The organism is Pseudoalteromonas sp. APC 3495 (assembly GCF_030407645.1).
GTDB lineage: Bacteria > Pseudomonadota > Gammaproteobacteria > Enterobacterales > Alteromonadaceae > Pseudoalteromonas > Pseudoalteromonas tetraodonis.
On sequence record NZ_JASDDA010000017.1, the window covers coordinates 55,944 to 69,820 of the forward strand.

Consider the following 13,877-nt stretch of genomic DNA (forward strand, 5'->3'; position numbering starts at 1 on the left):
CCTATGTTACGCCGTCGCTTACGTCATCACCAATTAAAGAGCCAACATACTGAGCGTTGGTTAGTTTCTTATGCGGATTATATGACCATAATGTTTGCATTTTTTGTTGTATTGTATGCAATTGCGATAAACAAAGAAGACAACATCAAGGTTTTATCTGATTCTCTTGAGCATGTTTTTGATAAGTCTGCAAAACAATATTCTCAGCAGGGTAACGGGGTAAATGGTGATGCTTTATTGCTTGAAAGGGTGACCCCTGAGGCTGAAATACTCTATGGCGAAAGTATTCAAGAGCAAGAGCAAGGCCCAATGTTACTCGATGGTCAAAGTGACAATAGCAATATTAGTCAACGCCACTTAGGTAAGCCGCTGGATAGTTTATTGGCTAAATTACAATCGTCGCTGATTGATGAGATACGCAGTGGCGAGGCTAGCTTAGAACTAAGCCAAGACTGGTTGGTTATTGAGCTCAATTCCGGATTGTTGTTTGCCAGTGGTAGTGCTGTTGCACATAACAAGGCCAAAGAGATTGTAAAAAAAATTGAAGCAATCATCGCATCAGTCGATAACTATATAAGAGTACGCGGGTATACAGATAACGAAACCATACGAAATGAAATATTTCGTTCTAATTGGGAGTTATCAGTGGCGCGTGCAACCTCAATATTAGTTGAACTAGAGCGTTTGGGCATTGAATCCGCGCGCATGGCCATTGAGGGGTATGGTCAATACTCGCCCTTTGCCGATAATGATACCGAAGCTGGGCGTGCTGAAAACCGTAAAGTCGTGATTGCACTTTCTAAATATGGTTTAGCACCAGAGCCCTCTGATGAACAAACGAGATCATCAATTTCAGTATCAGAGCAAAGTCAGCCAGAAATTGAGCTACCTGCCCAAGACGATACAATAAAAATAATCCGTTTACCGCATGGTGGCATCCGTGTTACCACGCGCAACGAACAGTAATTAGGATGTAATGTGAAAGTTTGGACAGTAGCCAATCAAAAAGGGGGAGTAGGCAAAACCACTACAGCGGTTAGCCTTGCAGGGATCCTTGCGCTTCAAGGCAAGCGCGTGTTATTGATTGATACAGATCCTCATGCTTCACTAACCTATTACTTTGGTATTGATTCAGAAGATTTAGAGGTCAGTGTTTACGATATTTTTACTCGCGGCTCGAGTATGAAAAGTGAAGAAATACTGCAAGCATTATGCCCCTCAACAATTGAAAACCTTGATATTTTACCTGCAACTATGGCGATCGCGACACTTGACCGTAGCATGGGTAATAAAACGGGAATGGGCCTGATTTTAAAAAAAACACTGGCTAAAATTAGCGAGTATTACGATTATGCAATTTTAGATTGCCCACCTGTTTTAGGTGTGCTGATGGTCAATGCGCTTGCCGCCTGTGAAAGAGTGTTAGTGCCGGTGCAAACTGAGTTCTTGGCGCTTAAAGGGCTCGATAGAATGATGCGTACTATGGAATTAATGCAAACCTCTCAAGCGAAAAGCTATGAATATACTATAATTCCAACTATGTATGATAAACGAACCAAAGCATCGCTTGAGGCCTATAAAACACTACAAGAAACGTATAAAGAAAAAGTATGGCCAGGCGTTATTCCTGTTGATACTAAATTTAGAGATGCAAGTTTAGCGCAAAAAGTACCGGTAGATTTTTGCCCAAATGCGCGTGGAGTCTATGCTTATAAAGCATTACTTAAATATTTAATAAAACAAGGTTAATAAATGAGTAAGCAATTATTTGCTAATGAAAAAGTAGTCACTCAGTACTTAGGGGCGTTATTATCTGATGACGAACCAACAAAAGACCTTGAGCCTGTTGCTAAACTGCTTGAGCAGGTAACGTATGAAGAGCAAAAAGAACAACCAGTAATAGTTGAGCCTGTTGTTGAAGTTGAAAAGCTCAATAAGCAAGTATCGAATGTAGAAATTGACACCCACCAAGAGCAACACGTCGTGCCTGAGCAAGAGGTGGTTGTAGGTGGTGAAGCTGACTACTTTGATGGTGAGTTTCAAGCGCTGTTTTTTGAAGTGGCAGGGCTTACTTTAGCGGTGCCGCTAAAAGCCTTAGGTGGCATTCATGAGCTTGGAGAAGTAAATCATTTATTTGGCAAGCCTAAGTGGTTTAAAGGGGTTATGATCAACCGAGAAGAAAAGCTCAATGTTGTTGATACCGCTCGCTGGGTTATGCCTGAAAAGTACGATGAGCAGTTAGAGGCATCTTTAAATTATCAATATCTCATCACTTTAGGTGATAGCCAATGGGGTTTATTAGCAGAAAAACTAATAAATAACATTACATTGAGTAAAGAAGATGTAAAATGGCGTACAAATAACAGTAAGCGCCCATGGCTTGCTGGAGTAATTAAAGAAAAAATGTGTGCTTTAATAGATGTTAATAATTTAAACGCACTATTAGAGAAAGGCTTAGATAGCCGTCACAAGTAATGACCATTACGAGGTAAGAGCATGAGTGAAGATAAATTACTGTCAGCTAAGAAAAATGCAGATAATAATGATGAGATTTTGCAGTGGGTTACGTTCAAGCTAGAAGATGAAACTTATGGCGTAAATGTAATGCAAGTGCAAGAAATACTGCGTTACACCGAGATTGCTCCTGTACCAGGTGCGCCTTCGTATGTGATTGGTATTATTAACTTACGTGGTAATGTTGTTACCGTTATTGATACTCGCTCTCGTTTTGGTTTACCTGATATTGAAGCGACGGATAATTCACGTATTTTAATTATTGAAGCAGAAGAGCAAGTGATTGGCATTTTAGCCGATAGCGTTTCTGAGGTTGTTTACCTACGTAGCTCTGAAATTGACAGTGCGCCAAATGTAGGTACAGAGGAAAGTGCTAAATTTATTCAAGGTGTATGTAACCGCGACAATGAGTTACTTATTCTGGTTGATTTAAATAAACTACTTAGTGATGACGAATGGGATGAGTTAAGCGATATATAAGCTTCTCTACATAAAACTATGTTATTACTTGGTATTGCTATTGCGGGTTTAGTTTTTGGACTATTCTCGCTGCTTTTAATTGTGATGTTTAAAAAGCGCTATGCGAGTGAGCTTGGCGCGCAATTACAGCAGTTTAAAGATTCATCAGAGCAGATTAATATTTTACGTAGCGAAGTGTCTGAGTTGCGAACCGGTTTACTGAGTATTGGTAAGCGTGTGCTTGAGGTAGAACAACAAAACCAAGAGCTGATACAGCAACAAGCAGCTCAAAAATACGATGACCCCGATGCTAAAATATACTCTCGTGCAGTAAAAATGGTTGAGTTAGGTGCTGATTTAGATGAGGTTATTCGCGAATGTGAATTACCCCGCGCCGAGGCTGAACTGTTGTTTTCATTACACAAACAAAAAGGCGCTTAGCGCCTTTTTTGCTTTTATAACACTGCGTTATGCTTTTATATTTAGCTTTCCCTGAAAGTCTTGCCAACCAGGCGGAAACTTTCCTCTAACCACGTATGAAAACGCAATGAGCTCAGCAATAACAAAGTACAACTCTTTGGGGATCTCTTCTGCGAGGTCTAGTTTCGATAGTGTATTTGCAAGTGCTTCATCTTGATGGATTAAAATTCCTTTTTCTTTGGCTAGGGCAATAATTTCATCCGCCAGTTCACCAAACCCTTTAGCACTTACAATGGGTGAATGTCCCGCCTCGTAGAGTAGTCCAATTGCTGAATTGCTTTTTGATGACTCAGTCATGGCTAAACCTTAATATTAATAATGGCATGCGATTGGTAAAATGCTTGATGGTTATCATCCGCTCGTTTTAGTTTAAGCTCACCCACTTGTAAGCCTTGTTTTGCCAGTTTTGAGCGTAAATTATCAAGATGTGGATGAGCTAAAGCGCTCACCGCTTGGGTTGAGGCTAACAACTGACAATCTAAAGCTTTATCCATGAGTTCTGCGATTATTTGTAGCTTACCCAGCTCGGCATAATCAAAGTTGAGCCTAACAAACCAGACATTTTTATCCGCTAGTTTACCGCTACTGTGCTTTTTATACTGCCCTAAAGTTATTTCTGTTTGCGCCGCTTCAGCAGGCAGCTTCATCGGTAATAAAAATTGCACTAAGGCGTTTGTGTCAGGTTGTTGACTAATAGCGGGTGTTTGTACTTGGCTTAATGCGTTCTTAATTTGGGTTAATTCACCTGCTAATGCTTGTACTTGTGGTTGCTGTAATTGTTCCAACAATTTATTGGCGCTATTACCCACTTTAAACGTCGGTAATAAAACCTGCAGTAAAGCTTCTAAACCCGTTTGATTATTAATACTCACTGCACTTGGATTTTGGTTAATGATAGGCGCGGCTAAAATGCTTAATGAAAGCTGTTCAACACCTCTATTAAACGAGCTCTGTAAAATGTCGTTTTGAAGTTGTGTGGGCTTTATGGTGCTGAGTATTTCGCGCTGTATGGTTGCTGGGTGTAAATTAGTATCTGACAACATGCGATTAAAAGCCTGATTAACTAAACGGTTTAAATCGGTTCCTTGATCAGTCAGTTTGCTTGTAATGGTATTAAGTTGGCTGCTTATTATTTGGTTGGTCGCATCTTTTTTTTCTATTGAGGTGATTGGACTGTGTTTTATAACCGTCGCTAATAAGAGTTTTTCTAAAGGCTGTAAGCTCTGACCAAATGTAACTGCGTTAGTTGGTGGGGATGAAAAAGGACTCACTAAAGGAGATAAAGTGTGTGCTACTAACGGTTGTTGTTGCCACATAGAAACGCTTGATTTTATTTGCTGGGTAAATTGCATTAGGGGCGGCGCTAAATTTGACACGTTTTTTAATTGTGTGATGTCAATTTTTTGCATTGAGGTGAGCCATTTTTGCTGATCATTGCCAGTAAATTCTGGTTTTTGAGATGAGCTTACCGAGGTCGTAAATGGCTTGCTTTCAAAGTACTTTACCGCATCTAAAATACGTGTTTTAAAATCAGCAAAACTGCTTTTTAACCATGATTGTATGGGACTGTTTATCGTGCTGAGCGGATGCTGTTTACTTGGCGAGGGATCAATTAGGCCTTGCGACTGTTGCAAAGAGAGCATCTCATTAAACGGCTTACTAAATGAGTTTTTAAGGCTCACAGTCATATTATGATAAGCGGTTTTGATCAGTAATTTATCTGCTTGGTGAGTAATGTTTACCTTAGTCGGGATGGTAGGTAGTTCACTTAATTGTCGATGACTTAGGTTAATAGTTAATGAGTCTTTAAAAGAGTTTGGGCTTAATACCGCAAACTTAGGCATAGCATGAAGCTGAGCAGGGGTTAAATTACTGGCAAGCAACTGTGTTAGTTTGGCTTGGTTTATTGGCTGTGAATGCACTATATCAGCAAAACGGTTAATAATATTAAGTCGTGTACCTTTGCTATCCGTTTCAATCATCCCCTTTATTAAAGGCTCATCTGCGAGTAATTGTGCAACGTGTTTATTAATAGCAATACTGGCATTAAATTTTTCAATGACCAACTTTGGTGTTGGTTGTAATACCACCTGAAGTGATAGTGGACTGTTTTGAATATCACTTTGGGTGTTTATAAAATTTAAAAATCGTTGCAACTGAGCCGGTTGTTTAATTGTTAAAGTTGTATTGTTAGGGATGATGGTTAAGTTTTTACCATCTGCACTTAACTGTATGTTAGCGCTAGCTATTTTTTCAACGTTTGTGAATGTCTCAGTTGTCCCAAGGCGAATCGTTTGCCAATGCTTATTCATAAACACATCAAGCGTGACTGAATCTTTAGAAAACTGAATATTTTTTGCCGCCAGCACTTCAGGTGGCAGTGTTGCTAACGCAGCCTTACCTGAATCAGTTGTTTGATTACTAACCTGTGGGTTAGACAATGTGATGTGCGTTGGTGTATTCATTATTTTATATCAAGTTTTCTTTATTTTAAGTAAATCGATTCTAAAGCAATATTCGTATTACCCTATCATTATGGTAGACTTACGGCTAATTTTTGGCAGAGAGAATCGTCATCTTGTTACACATTAAGTCCGTTACTTGTATCAAGCAAGAGCGTTGTTTGTTTGATGAACTTAATTTTAGCCTTAAAAGCGGTCAAATCATGCAGTTAGCTGGCCCTAATGGGGCTGGTAAAACATCATTATTGCGCATTATTGCTGGTTTTTCGCTGCCGGATGAAGGTGATATTTTATACCTAAATCAATCTATCAAAAAATATTATGACGAATATGCCAGAGACTTATTATTTATAGGCCATAAAACCGGTGTTAACTTACAACTTAGTGCACTTGAAAATGTAGCACATTGGTTGGCTATTAATGGTTATGTTGATACTCCTGACTTATACCCTTTATTAAGTAAGTTAGGTTTAGTGGGGCTGGAAGATGTGCCTGTAAGAATGTTATCTGCGGGTCAACAGCGGCGGGTGGCACTCGTTCGATTATGGTTATCTGAAGCGAAGTTATGGATTTTAGATGAACCTTTCACGGCGCTAGATAAAAGCGGGGTTGCCTTTTTACAGCAACGTTTTACTGAGCACTTATCAAAGGGGGGCGCTATTTTGTTAACAACACACCAAGATTTAACCACCCACTTTAGTGACTTACAAACGTTGACTTTGGAGTACCGCCACTAATGACACGACAGCATTCATATTGGCAGTTATTTGTCGCGGTATTTAGCAAAGACGTTAAGCTCGCTTTTCGTCAGCGCGCTGAAATAGTTAATCCTATCTTGTTTTTTTTAATTGTTATCTCATTGTTTCCATTAGCCATAGGGCCTGAGCCAGGCTTGTTATCAAGGATGGCACCGGGCATTATTTGGGTGGCGGCTTTATTATCGACCATGCTTGGCCTTGATAAACTGTTTAGAGATGATTACCACGACGGCTCTTTGGAGCAGCTCATTGCTTCGTCATACCCCTTATCATTAACGGTGCTGGGCAAAGTAGCCGCACACTGGGTGATCACCGGCCTCCCGTTAGTGCTAATGACTCCTTTATTTGCTTTACTACTAAATTTAGATACGACGGCCCTAATGGCTACGTTATTAACGCTATTATTGGGCACGCCTTTATTGAGCTTCATAGGCGCAATAGGGGCGGGCTTGACTGTGGGATTACAAAAAGGCGGCATTTTAATGAGTCTGCTCGTTTTGCCTTTGTATATTCCGGTTTTAATTTTTGCAACTTCCGCTATTGATACCAGTACTATGTCGCTGGATTACAGTGGTCAGCTTGCAATCCTTGGTGCGATGTTAGTCGTTGCGACTATCAGTGCGCCAATTGCCATATCATCAGCATTAAAAGTGAGTGTAAGTTAATATGTGGAAGTGGTTACATCCGTATGCGAAAGCAGAGCGAGCATATCAATTATGCAATACTCTACTGCCATATTTTGCAGTAGTAACGGTTATTAGTATGATTGTCGGTTGGGTATGGGGATTAGGTTTTGCTCCTGCCGATTACCAACAAAAAGACAGTTACCGTATTATTTTTATTCACGTGCCCTCCGCTATTTTATCTATGGGCGCCTATTCATCAATGGCGATTGCAGCCATTGTTGCGCTTGTATGGCAATTACGCAATGCAGAGCTTGCGGTGATTGCAATAGCACCCGTAGGTGCCTGCATGACCGCAATAGCCTTAATTACCGGTGCTGCGTGGGGTAAACCTATGTGGGGTGCTTGGTGGGTATGGGATGCACGACTGACCTCTGAACTCATTTTGTTATTTTTATATCTAGGGGTGTTGTCTTTGTACCATGCCTTTGAAGATAAAAAATCAGCCGGTCGCGCCGCGTCTATTTTAGCTATTGTTGGGGTTATTAACTTGCCTATCATTCACTTTTCGGTGGAATGGTGGAATACCCTGCATCAAGGGGCAAGCATCACTAAGTTTAACCGCGACGCGGTAGATCCAAGTATGTTTTGGCCGTTAATGATTAATATTTTAGCCTTTGCCGCGTTTGTTGGTACTGTGACTTTAATTCGTCTTAAAAATGAAATTTTACACCGTGAAAAGCACCGCCCATGGGTGCGACAGTTGTTAACTAAGGGGTAATTATGCAGTTTGACTCGTTTTCAGATTTTATTGCAATGGGAGGCTATGGCTTTTATGTATGGCTTTCTTTTGGTACATGCGCATTAATTTTATTAGGCATTTTATTTAGCTCGTTACGCGACAAAAAACAAATTTTAGCGTCGGTAGAGCAGCAAATTGCGCGTGAAACTCGAATTAAAAATTCTAAGCAGGAGCAAACCTCGTGAACCCTAGACGTAAAAAACGCCTTTTGGTTATTATTGCCGTACTCTTTGGTATTGGTGGATCAATTGGTTTAGTGTTGTACGCCTTACAAGAAAACATTAATTTGTTTTACACCCCCAGTGAATTAATTGATGGTAAAGGCCCGAATAAAGAAAAGCCTCATATAGGACAAAAGCTCCGCATTGGCGGTATGGTTGTCCCTGGTACAGTGCAAAGAAATGAGCAAAGCTTACAGGTAAGCTTTAAGTTGATTGATACTGGCCCATTGGTCACGGTGCGTTATCAAGGAATTTTGCCTGATCTATTTCGTGAAGGGCAAGGAATTGTTGCACAAGGTGTGTTAGTTGAACCTAACGTCATTGAAGCGTTTGAAGTACTGGCTAAACATGATGAAGAATATATGCCAGCCGAGGTTGCCGAGGCAGTAAAAGGAATTAAGCACGAGAAACCAAAATACAATTTAGATAGTGGGAGCTAATATGATCCCAGAACTTGGTTATTTTTCCCTAACATTGGCCATGGTACTGAGTATTCTGTTGTGTATTTTCCCACTTTGGGGTGCACACACAGGAAACCTTCGTTTGATGCGCGCTGCGCCATCACTTGCTATTGGTCAGTTTGCATTTGTTGCTTTGTCTTTTGCTGCGCTTATTTATGCCAGCTTAACCGATGATTTTACCGTATCTTATGTAGCGTATCACTCAAGTAGCACCTTGCCTTGGTATTATAAAATAACCTCAACATGGGGTGGCCATGAAGGCGCTATTTTACTGTGGTTATTAATGCAGGCCGGTTGGACCGCCGTTGTTGCTTTGCGTTCAAAGTCACTGCCTTGGGTACTTCGTGCTCGCGTATTAGGTGTGCTTGGTTTTTTAGGTGTCGGATTTATGATGTACACCTTGCTACTTTCAAGTCCGTTTGAACGTTTACTGCCCTATTTCCCTGTTGAGGGACGCGATTTAAATCCATTATTACAAGACCCGGGGATGATCATTCACCCTCCATTACTTTATATGGGGTATGTCGGTCTTTCTGTTGCTTTTGCCTTTGCTATTGCCGCGTTGTTAACCGGCAAGCTTGATAACACCTGGGCAAAATGGTCACGCCCATGGACAATGACGGCATGGGGCTTTTTAACCTTAGGTATCACTATAGGTAGTTGGTGGGCCTATTCAGAGCTAGGCTGGGGCGGCTGGTGGTTCTGGGATCCTGTTGAAAATGCATCACTCATGCCATGGTTAGTCGCAACCGCGTTACTGCACTCTTTAAGTGTGACTGAAAAACGTGGCGTATTTAAATCATGGACAGTGTTACTGGCTATTGCGGCATTTTCATTAAGTTTACTAGGCACCTTTATCGTTCGCTCAGGAATTATTGTTTCGGTGCATGCCTTTGCAACAGACCCTGATCGTGGCTTATTTATTCTTGGCTTTTTGGCCGTAGTTGTTGGCGGCGGTTTAGCATTATATGGCTTGCGTGTCTCACAAGTTAAAAGTGAAGGGCGTTATAAATTTGTATCGCGTGAAGTGGCACTTTGGTTAAACAATATTTTCTTAGTGGTTGCTACATTAATTGTACTGTTAGGTACATTATTACCTATGGTGCACAAGGAAATGGGGCTAGGCAGTATTTCAATTGGCGAACCTTTCTTTAATAAAATGTTTGCTATTTTACTGGTGCCATTTGCTATTTTAATGGGCATTGGACCTTTCCTGCGTTGGAAGCAAAATAAGTGGGCTTTTTTACAAAATAAAATATTTGTAGGCGCATTAGTCAGTATTATCATTACCTGTGCGTGGTTATTTAGTAGCTATGAGGTAGTGACTCCATTAACACTTTTAGCAACCACGCTAGGTGTATGGATATTTATTGCCACTTTTATTGATTTATATACCAAAGCAGCGGTTCATGGCTCGCTTACACTCGGCATAAAGCGTTTAGGTTTAAGTTATTGGGCAATGGTGCTGGGGCATGTTGGTTTAGCCTTTGTTATAGCGGGCATTACACTCACCTCGACGTATTCAGTTGAGCGTGATGTATCGATGAAGCAAGGCGATATCGTGCAGCTTAACCAGTATCAATACCGCTTTGAAGGTGTGAAGACTATTCGTGGTGCAAACTACAGTGGTCATGCTGGTGTCGTGACGGTATTAAAAGAGAATGACACTGTAACGCGTTTATATGCAGAAAAGCGTCGTTACGATATTGGTATGCAATTTATGACCGAAGCCGCTATTGATGCCGGATTCACTCGTGATTTATATCTTGCGCTTGGTGAGCAACTAAGTGAAGGGGCATGGTCATTACGCATTTACCATAAACCGTTTGTACGTTGGATGTGGATTGGCGGTATTCTGATCTCACTCGCTGGTTTTGTGATTTTATTCGATAAGCGCTATCGCGCCTCACCGCGAAAAGATGAAATAGAGGGGGCAGTATGAACCGTAAACTTATCGCAATTGCCCCTTTATTAATTTTTATCTTTATTTGTGTGTTTTTATACCAAGGGTTGTTTGCCAACCCGCGGGAAATACAAACAGGGCGAATTGGTCAAACGGTGCCTGCGTTTAATTTACCTGATTTAATGCAAGACGATAAACGTTGGACTGATGAGCAGCTAAAGGGTGACGTGTATTTGCTAAACGTTTGGGGTACATGGTGTCCGACGTGTTTAGCTGAGCTTGGCTATTTAACTAAGCTACGCGAGCAAGGGGTTAAAATTATCGGCTTGTATTATGTACAAAGTTACGACGCCGATTTTGATGGCCCATTTGATATGCAAGCGCTGCGTGATGATGTGAGTAATATGCTTTCACGTGCGGGCGACCCTTATCAATTTAATATTTTAGATTTAGAACGTTCATTGTCTTTAGATTTAGGGGTGTCCGGTGCACCAGAGACATTTTTAGTAGATAAAAATGGCACCATTTTGTTACATCACACTGGTGATATAAACCCTCGAGTTTGGCGTGCTAAGTTTGCGCCTATTATGCAGGAGCTGCAGCCATGAGATTGTTTTTATTAACCCTTAGCTTGTTTGTTAGTGTAGCTGCGTTTGCTCAGCAAGACCGTTATCAATTTGATAGCAACGAGCAAGCTGTTCGCTTTGAAGAGCTAACAAAAGAATTACGTTGCCCGAAGTGTCAAAATCAGAATATTGCTGACTCTGATGCCGTTGTCGCAAAAGACTTGCGCGAGCGAGTGCTGGCGTTGGTAAAAGATGGCAAAACCAAAGATGAAGTTATTGATTACATGATTGATCGATATGGCTATTTTGTTCATTACGATCCACCGGTAACACCTGCCACGTTAATACTGTGGGTACTTCCGGTACTCATCGTAATAATTGGGTTTGGCTTTATTGTGATTCGCCAACGTAAAGCGTCGGTAAAACAAACCTGGAGTGACGCTGATGAAGTGATGCTCAATAAGCTGATTAAACAAAATAAACATCAGGAGCAAAGTTAAATGATTTTAATGTGGGCGTCTTTTGCTTTACTCACACTCATTGCATTGCTGTTTATTATTGTGCCTTTTTTAAAAAAAGAGCGCATAGTAACCATCACCCATAACGCCAATGCACAGCTTATCAGCATTTATGAACAGCGTTTAGTTGAATTACAGGCAGATTTAGATAATCAACGTATAGACTCGCAAAATCACAGCGAAGCTATTATTGAATTAAAACGCCGTTTACTTAATGAATTATCGCCGGAGAAGTCACTAAATAGCCGTGGTGACAATCGTATATTTGCTTTAACAGGGGCGGCGTTTTTAATTGCATTAGCAGGTATTTTCTATGCAATGACAGGCAGCCAGCAACAAATTGCAGCTTGGCATGATGCAATGGATAACTTGGCCGATTATGGTCAGCGCGCCGTAATGCAAAAGGGCGAGCCGTTAACTAAAAATGAGTTACAAGCGTTTGCCCTAGCACTGCGTACTAAGTTAAGTCAAAGCGGTGATGATGAAGTCGCTTGGATGTTGTTAGGGCGTGTTGCTTTAATGCTAAATGAATTTGATATGGCGAAACAGTCATTCGATAAAACATTAAAAATAAACCCTGATAATATGCAAGCGCTTGTTAGCTACTCTCAGGTGCTATTACTTGAGGGCAGTGAAGAAAACATGACTCGTGCAGCGGGTATGCTTTCTAAAGTACTGCAAGCTCAACCAAATAACCTTGATGCGATTTCGTTACTTGCACTAATCGCCTTTGAGAGAAAAGACTGGCTACAGGCAAAGGCAGCGTTTGAGGTGCTACTTGCAAGTATGGATGAGTCTGATACGCGCTATGCTATGATCAACCAACGTATTAGCGAAATCGATCTACAAATTGCTCAGCAAAACGTGGCAACCAGTGGCGAGCAGTTAGCGGCTCAAAGTATTCAAGTTACCGTTGATATCGATGGCCAACTTGTAGATAAACAGCCCAATAACGGTATTTTGTTTGTGTTTGCTAAAGCGGCTAAGGGATCACCGATGCCTTTAGCCGTGGTCAAACTAACAGACTATAGCTTTCCAATTACGGTTGAGCTGAGCGATGCTAATGCCATGATGGCAGGGCTAAACTTATCGAGTGCGAGTGAAATTATCATTTCTGCGCGTATCTCTAATGATGATTCAGTTATGCCAAGCACTGGGGAGCTTGAAGGGCATTCTCAAGTGCTTGCTTCTAAAGAGGTGCGCCAAGTGCAACTGAACATTGATACATTAATACCTTAAGGATTTGAGATGTTAAAACAAGGCTTACTTTTATTATGTTTACTCACGTTATCGGGTTGTGCTCAAGTGCCTGAGAGTAAATATGATGAGCGCGATCCCATACAAAGTGTAAACAGACCTATTTATGACTTTAATATGGACGTACTTGATGCTTATATTTTAAGGCCTGCGGCAGTGGGTTATATAACAGTAACCCCACAGCCTGTGCGTCGAAGTATTGTGCATTTTACCGATAATATTACAGCACCGGTTGATATTATTAATGCGGGTCTGCAAGGAAAGCCAAGCAGTGCCGGAATTAATTTTGCGCGCTTTTTAGTGAACTCTACGGTGGGGGTGTTTGGCTTATTTGACGTTGCAAGTTCGTTAGGGCTTGAAGTAACTGATGAAGATTTTGGCCAAACCTTAGGTGTGTGGGGAGTAGGCGATGGTGCCTATTTAATGATCCCTGCAATGGGGCCATCAACTGCACGCAACTTAACCGGTGATGTTGTTGATAATGTGGTTTTACCTAAAATTGCACTGACAACACCACAAACAATTTTAGTGTTTGCGTTAAAGGCGGTTGAGGCAAGGGCGTCTTTAATGGCTCAAGAGGGTTTATTAAATGATTCATTAGACCCATACCTGTTTGTTAAAGACATTTACTTTCAGCGTCAGTTATATGAACTCTACGATGGCAATCCGCCAATAAAAGAAGAGCCTGAAGATTTTGACGAAGATTTCTTAGAAAGCCTTTAATAAAAATAAAACGCCAGCAAATGCTGGCGTTTTATTTTTAGTTATTAATTACTAGGGTCTGTTGACCTTTGCGGATTACAATTTGTTCAAACTAGGAGCGGTTTAATCGCGGCGCGAGGTTTGTAACCTA

At 41.0% G+C, this 13,877-nt stretch carries 17 protein-coding genes; 15 read left to right on the forward strand and 2 right to left on the reverse strand.

The features are described 5' to 3' along the window. Positions 1 to 3 precede the first annotated feature (3 nt). Genes QL984_RS09110 through QL984_RS09130 form a run of 5 tightly spaced genes read left to right on the forward strand, consistent with a single transcriptional unit; the run spans position 4 to position 3,414 of the window. Positions 4 to 966, forward strand: a complete 963-nt coding sequence (locus QL984_RS09110) for a flagellar motor protein MotB (RefSeq protein ID WP_290172496.1) — start codon at positions 4 to 6, stop codon at positions 964 to 966. A 12-nt stretch (positions 967 to 978) separates the two neighbouring features. After that, positions 979 to 1,749: a ParA family protein gene (locus QL984_RS09115; RefSeq protein WP_008112222.1), complete on the forward strand. Its 771-nt coding sequence runs from the start codon at positions 979 to 981 to the stop codon at positions 1,747 to 1,749. Between the two features lie 3 nt (positions 1,750 to 1,752). Further along, complete coding sequence (locus QL984_RS09120; protein WP_008112224.1) at positions 1,753 to 2,475, forward strand: chemotaxis protein CheW; 723 nt, start codon at positions 1,753 to 1,755, stop codon at positions 2,473 to 2,475. Positions 2,476 to 2,496: 21 nt separating this feature from the next. Next, positions 2,497 to 2,994, forward strand: coding sequence for a chemotaxis protein CheW (locus tag QL984_RS09125; protein WP_008112225.1), 498 nt, complete (start codon positions 2,497 to 2,499; stop codon positions 2,992 to 2,994). 18 nt (positions 2,995 to 3,012) lie between these two features. Then, complete coding sequence (locus QL984_RS09130; protein WP_008112228.1) at positions 3,013 to 3,414, forward strand: DUF2802 domain-containing protein; 402 nt, start codon at positions 3,013 to 3,015, stop codon at positions 3,412 to 3,414. A gap of 27 nt (positions 3,415 to 3,441) precedes the next feature. Here QL984_RS09130 and QL984_RS09135 read toward each other — a convergent pair whose 3' ends face one another. After that, positions 3,442 to 3,750, reverse strand: a complete 309-nt coding sequence (locus QL984_RS09135; RefSeq protein ID WP_010387940.1) for an EscU/YscU/HrcU family type III secretion system export apparatus switch protein — start codon at positions 3,748 to 3,750, stop codon at positions 3,442 to 3,444. Positions 3,751 to 3,752: 2 nt separating this feature from the next. Then, entirely contained in the window at positions 3,753 to 5,918 is a 2,166-nt protein-coding gene (locus QL984_RS09140; RefSeq protein WP_016899238.1) for a flagellar hook-length control protein FliK, read from the reverse strand. Positions 5,919 to 6,010: 92 nt separating this feature from the next. Between QL984_RS09140 and ccmA the strand changes: the two genes are divergently transcribed. Genes ccmA through QL984_RS09190 form a run of 10 tightly spaced genes read left to right on the forward strand, consistent with a single transcriptional unit; the run spans position 6,011 to position 13,747 of the window. Next, positions 6,011 to 6,652, forward strand: coding sequence for a cytochrome c biogenesis heme-transporting ATPase CcmA (ccmA, locus tag QL984_RS09145; RefSeq protein WP_290172499.1), 642 nt, complete (start codon positions 6,011 to 6,013; stop codon positions 6,650 to 6,652). Then, entirely contained in the window at positions 6,652 to 7,338 is a 687-nt protein-coding gene (gene ccmB, locus QL984_RS09150; RefSeq protein ID WP_033104087.1) for a heme exporter protein CcmB, read from the forward strand. The genes ccmA and ccmB overlap by 1 nt, the downstream gene beginning before the upstream one ends. Position 7,339: 1 nt before the next feature. Further along, positions 7,340 to 8,077, forward strand: coding sequence for a heme ABC transporter permease (locus QL984_RS09155; protein WP_029609912.1), 738 nt, complete (start codon positions 7,340 to 7,342; stop codon positions 8,075 to 8,077). 2 nt (positions 8,078 to 8,079) lie between these two features. Further along, positions 8,080 to 8,283 (forward strand): heme exporter protein CcmD, encoded by a 204-nt coding sequence (ccmD, locus tag QL984_RS09160; RefSeq protein ID WP_008112240.1) that lies wholly within the window; start codon positions 8,080 to 8,082, stop codon positions 8,281 to 8,283. After that, positions 8,280 to 8,759 carry a cytochrome c maturation protein CcmE gene (gene ccmE / locus QL984_RS09165; RefSeq protein ID WP_008465420.1) on the forward strand — a complete coding sequence of 160 codons (480 nt, stop codon included), beginning with the start codon at positions 8,280 to 8,282 and terminating at the stop codon, positions 8,757 to 8,759. Before ccmD ends, ccmE begins: the two co-directional genes overlap by 4 nt. 1 nt (position 8,760) lies before the next feature. After that, on the forward strand, positions 8,761 to 10,722 hold the full coding sequence (locus QL984_RS09170; protein WP_290172502.1) for a heme lyase CcmF/NrfE family subunit: 1,962 nt from the start codon (positions 8,761 to 8,763) through the stop codon (positions 10,720 to 10,722). Next, entirely contained in the window at positions 10,719 to 11,291 is a 573-nt protein-coding gene (locus QL984_RS09175) for a DsbE family thiol:disulfide interchange protein (protein ID WP_013465537.1), read from the forward strand. The genes QL984_RS09170 and QL984_RS09175 overlap by 4 nt, the downstream gene beginning before the upstream one ends. Then, positions 11,288 to 11,749 carry a cytochrome c-type biogenesis protein gene (locus QL984_RS09180; RefSeq protein ID WP_013465536.1) on the forward strand — a complete coding sequence of 154 codons (462 nt, stop codon included), beginning with the start codon at positions 11,288 to 11,290 and terminating at the stop codon, positions 11,747 to 11,749. The genes QL984_RS09175 and QL984_RS09180 overlap by 4 nt, the downstream gene beginning before the upstream one ends. Further along, complete coding sequence (gene ccmI / locus QL984_RS09185) at positions 11,750 to 13,006, forward strand: c-type cytochrome biogenesis protein CcmI (protein ID WP_290172504.1); 1,257 nt, start codon at positions 11,750 to 11,752, stop codon at positions 13,004 to 13,006. It abuts the gene before it with no gap. Positions 13,007 to 13,015: 9 nt separating this feature from the next. After that, positions 13,016 to 13,747 (forward strand): VacJ family lipoprotein, encoded by a 732-nt coding sequence (locus QL984_RS09190; RefSeq protein WP_008112252.1) that lies wholly within the window; start codon positions 13,016 to 13,018, stop codon positions 13,745 to 13,747. Positions 13,748 to 13,877: the final 130 nt, after the last annotated feature.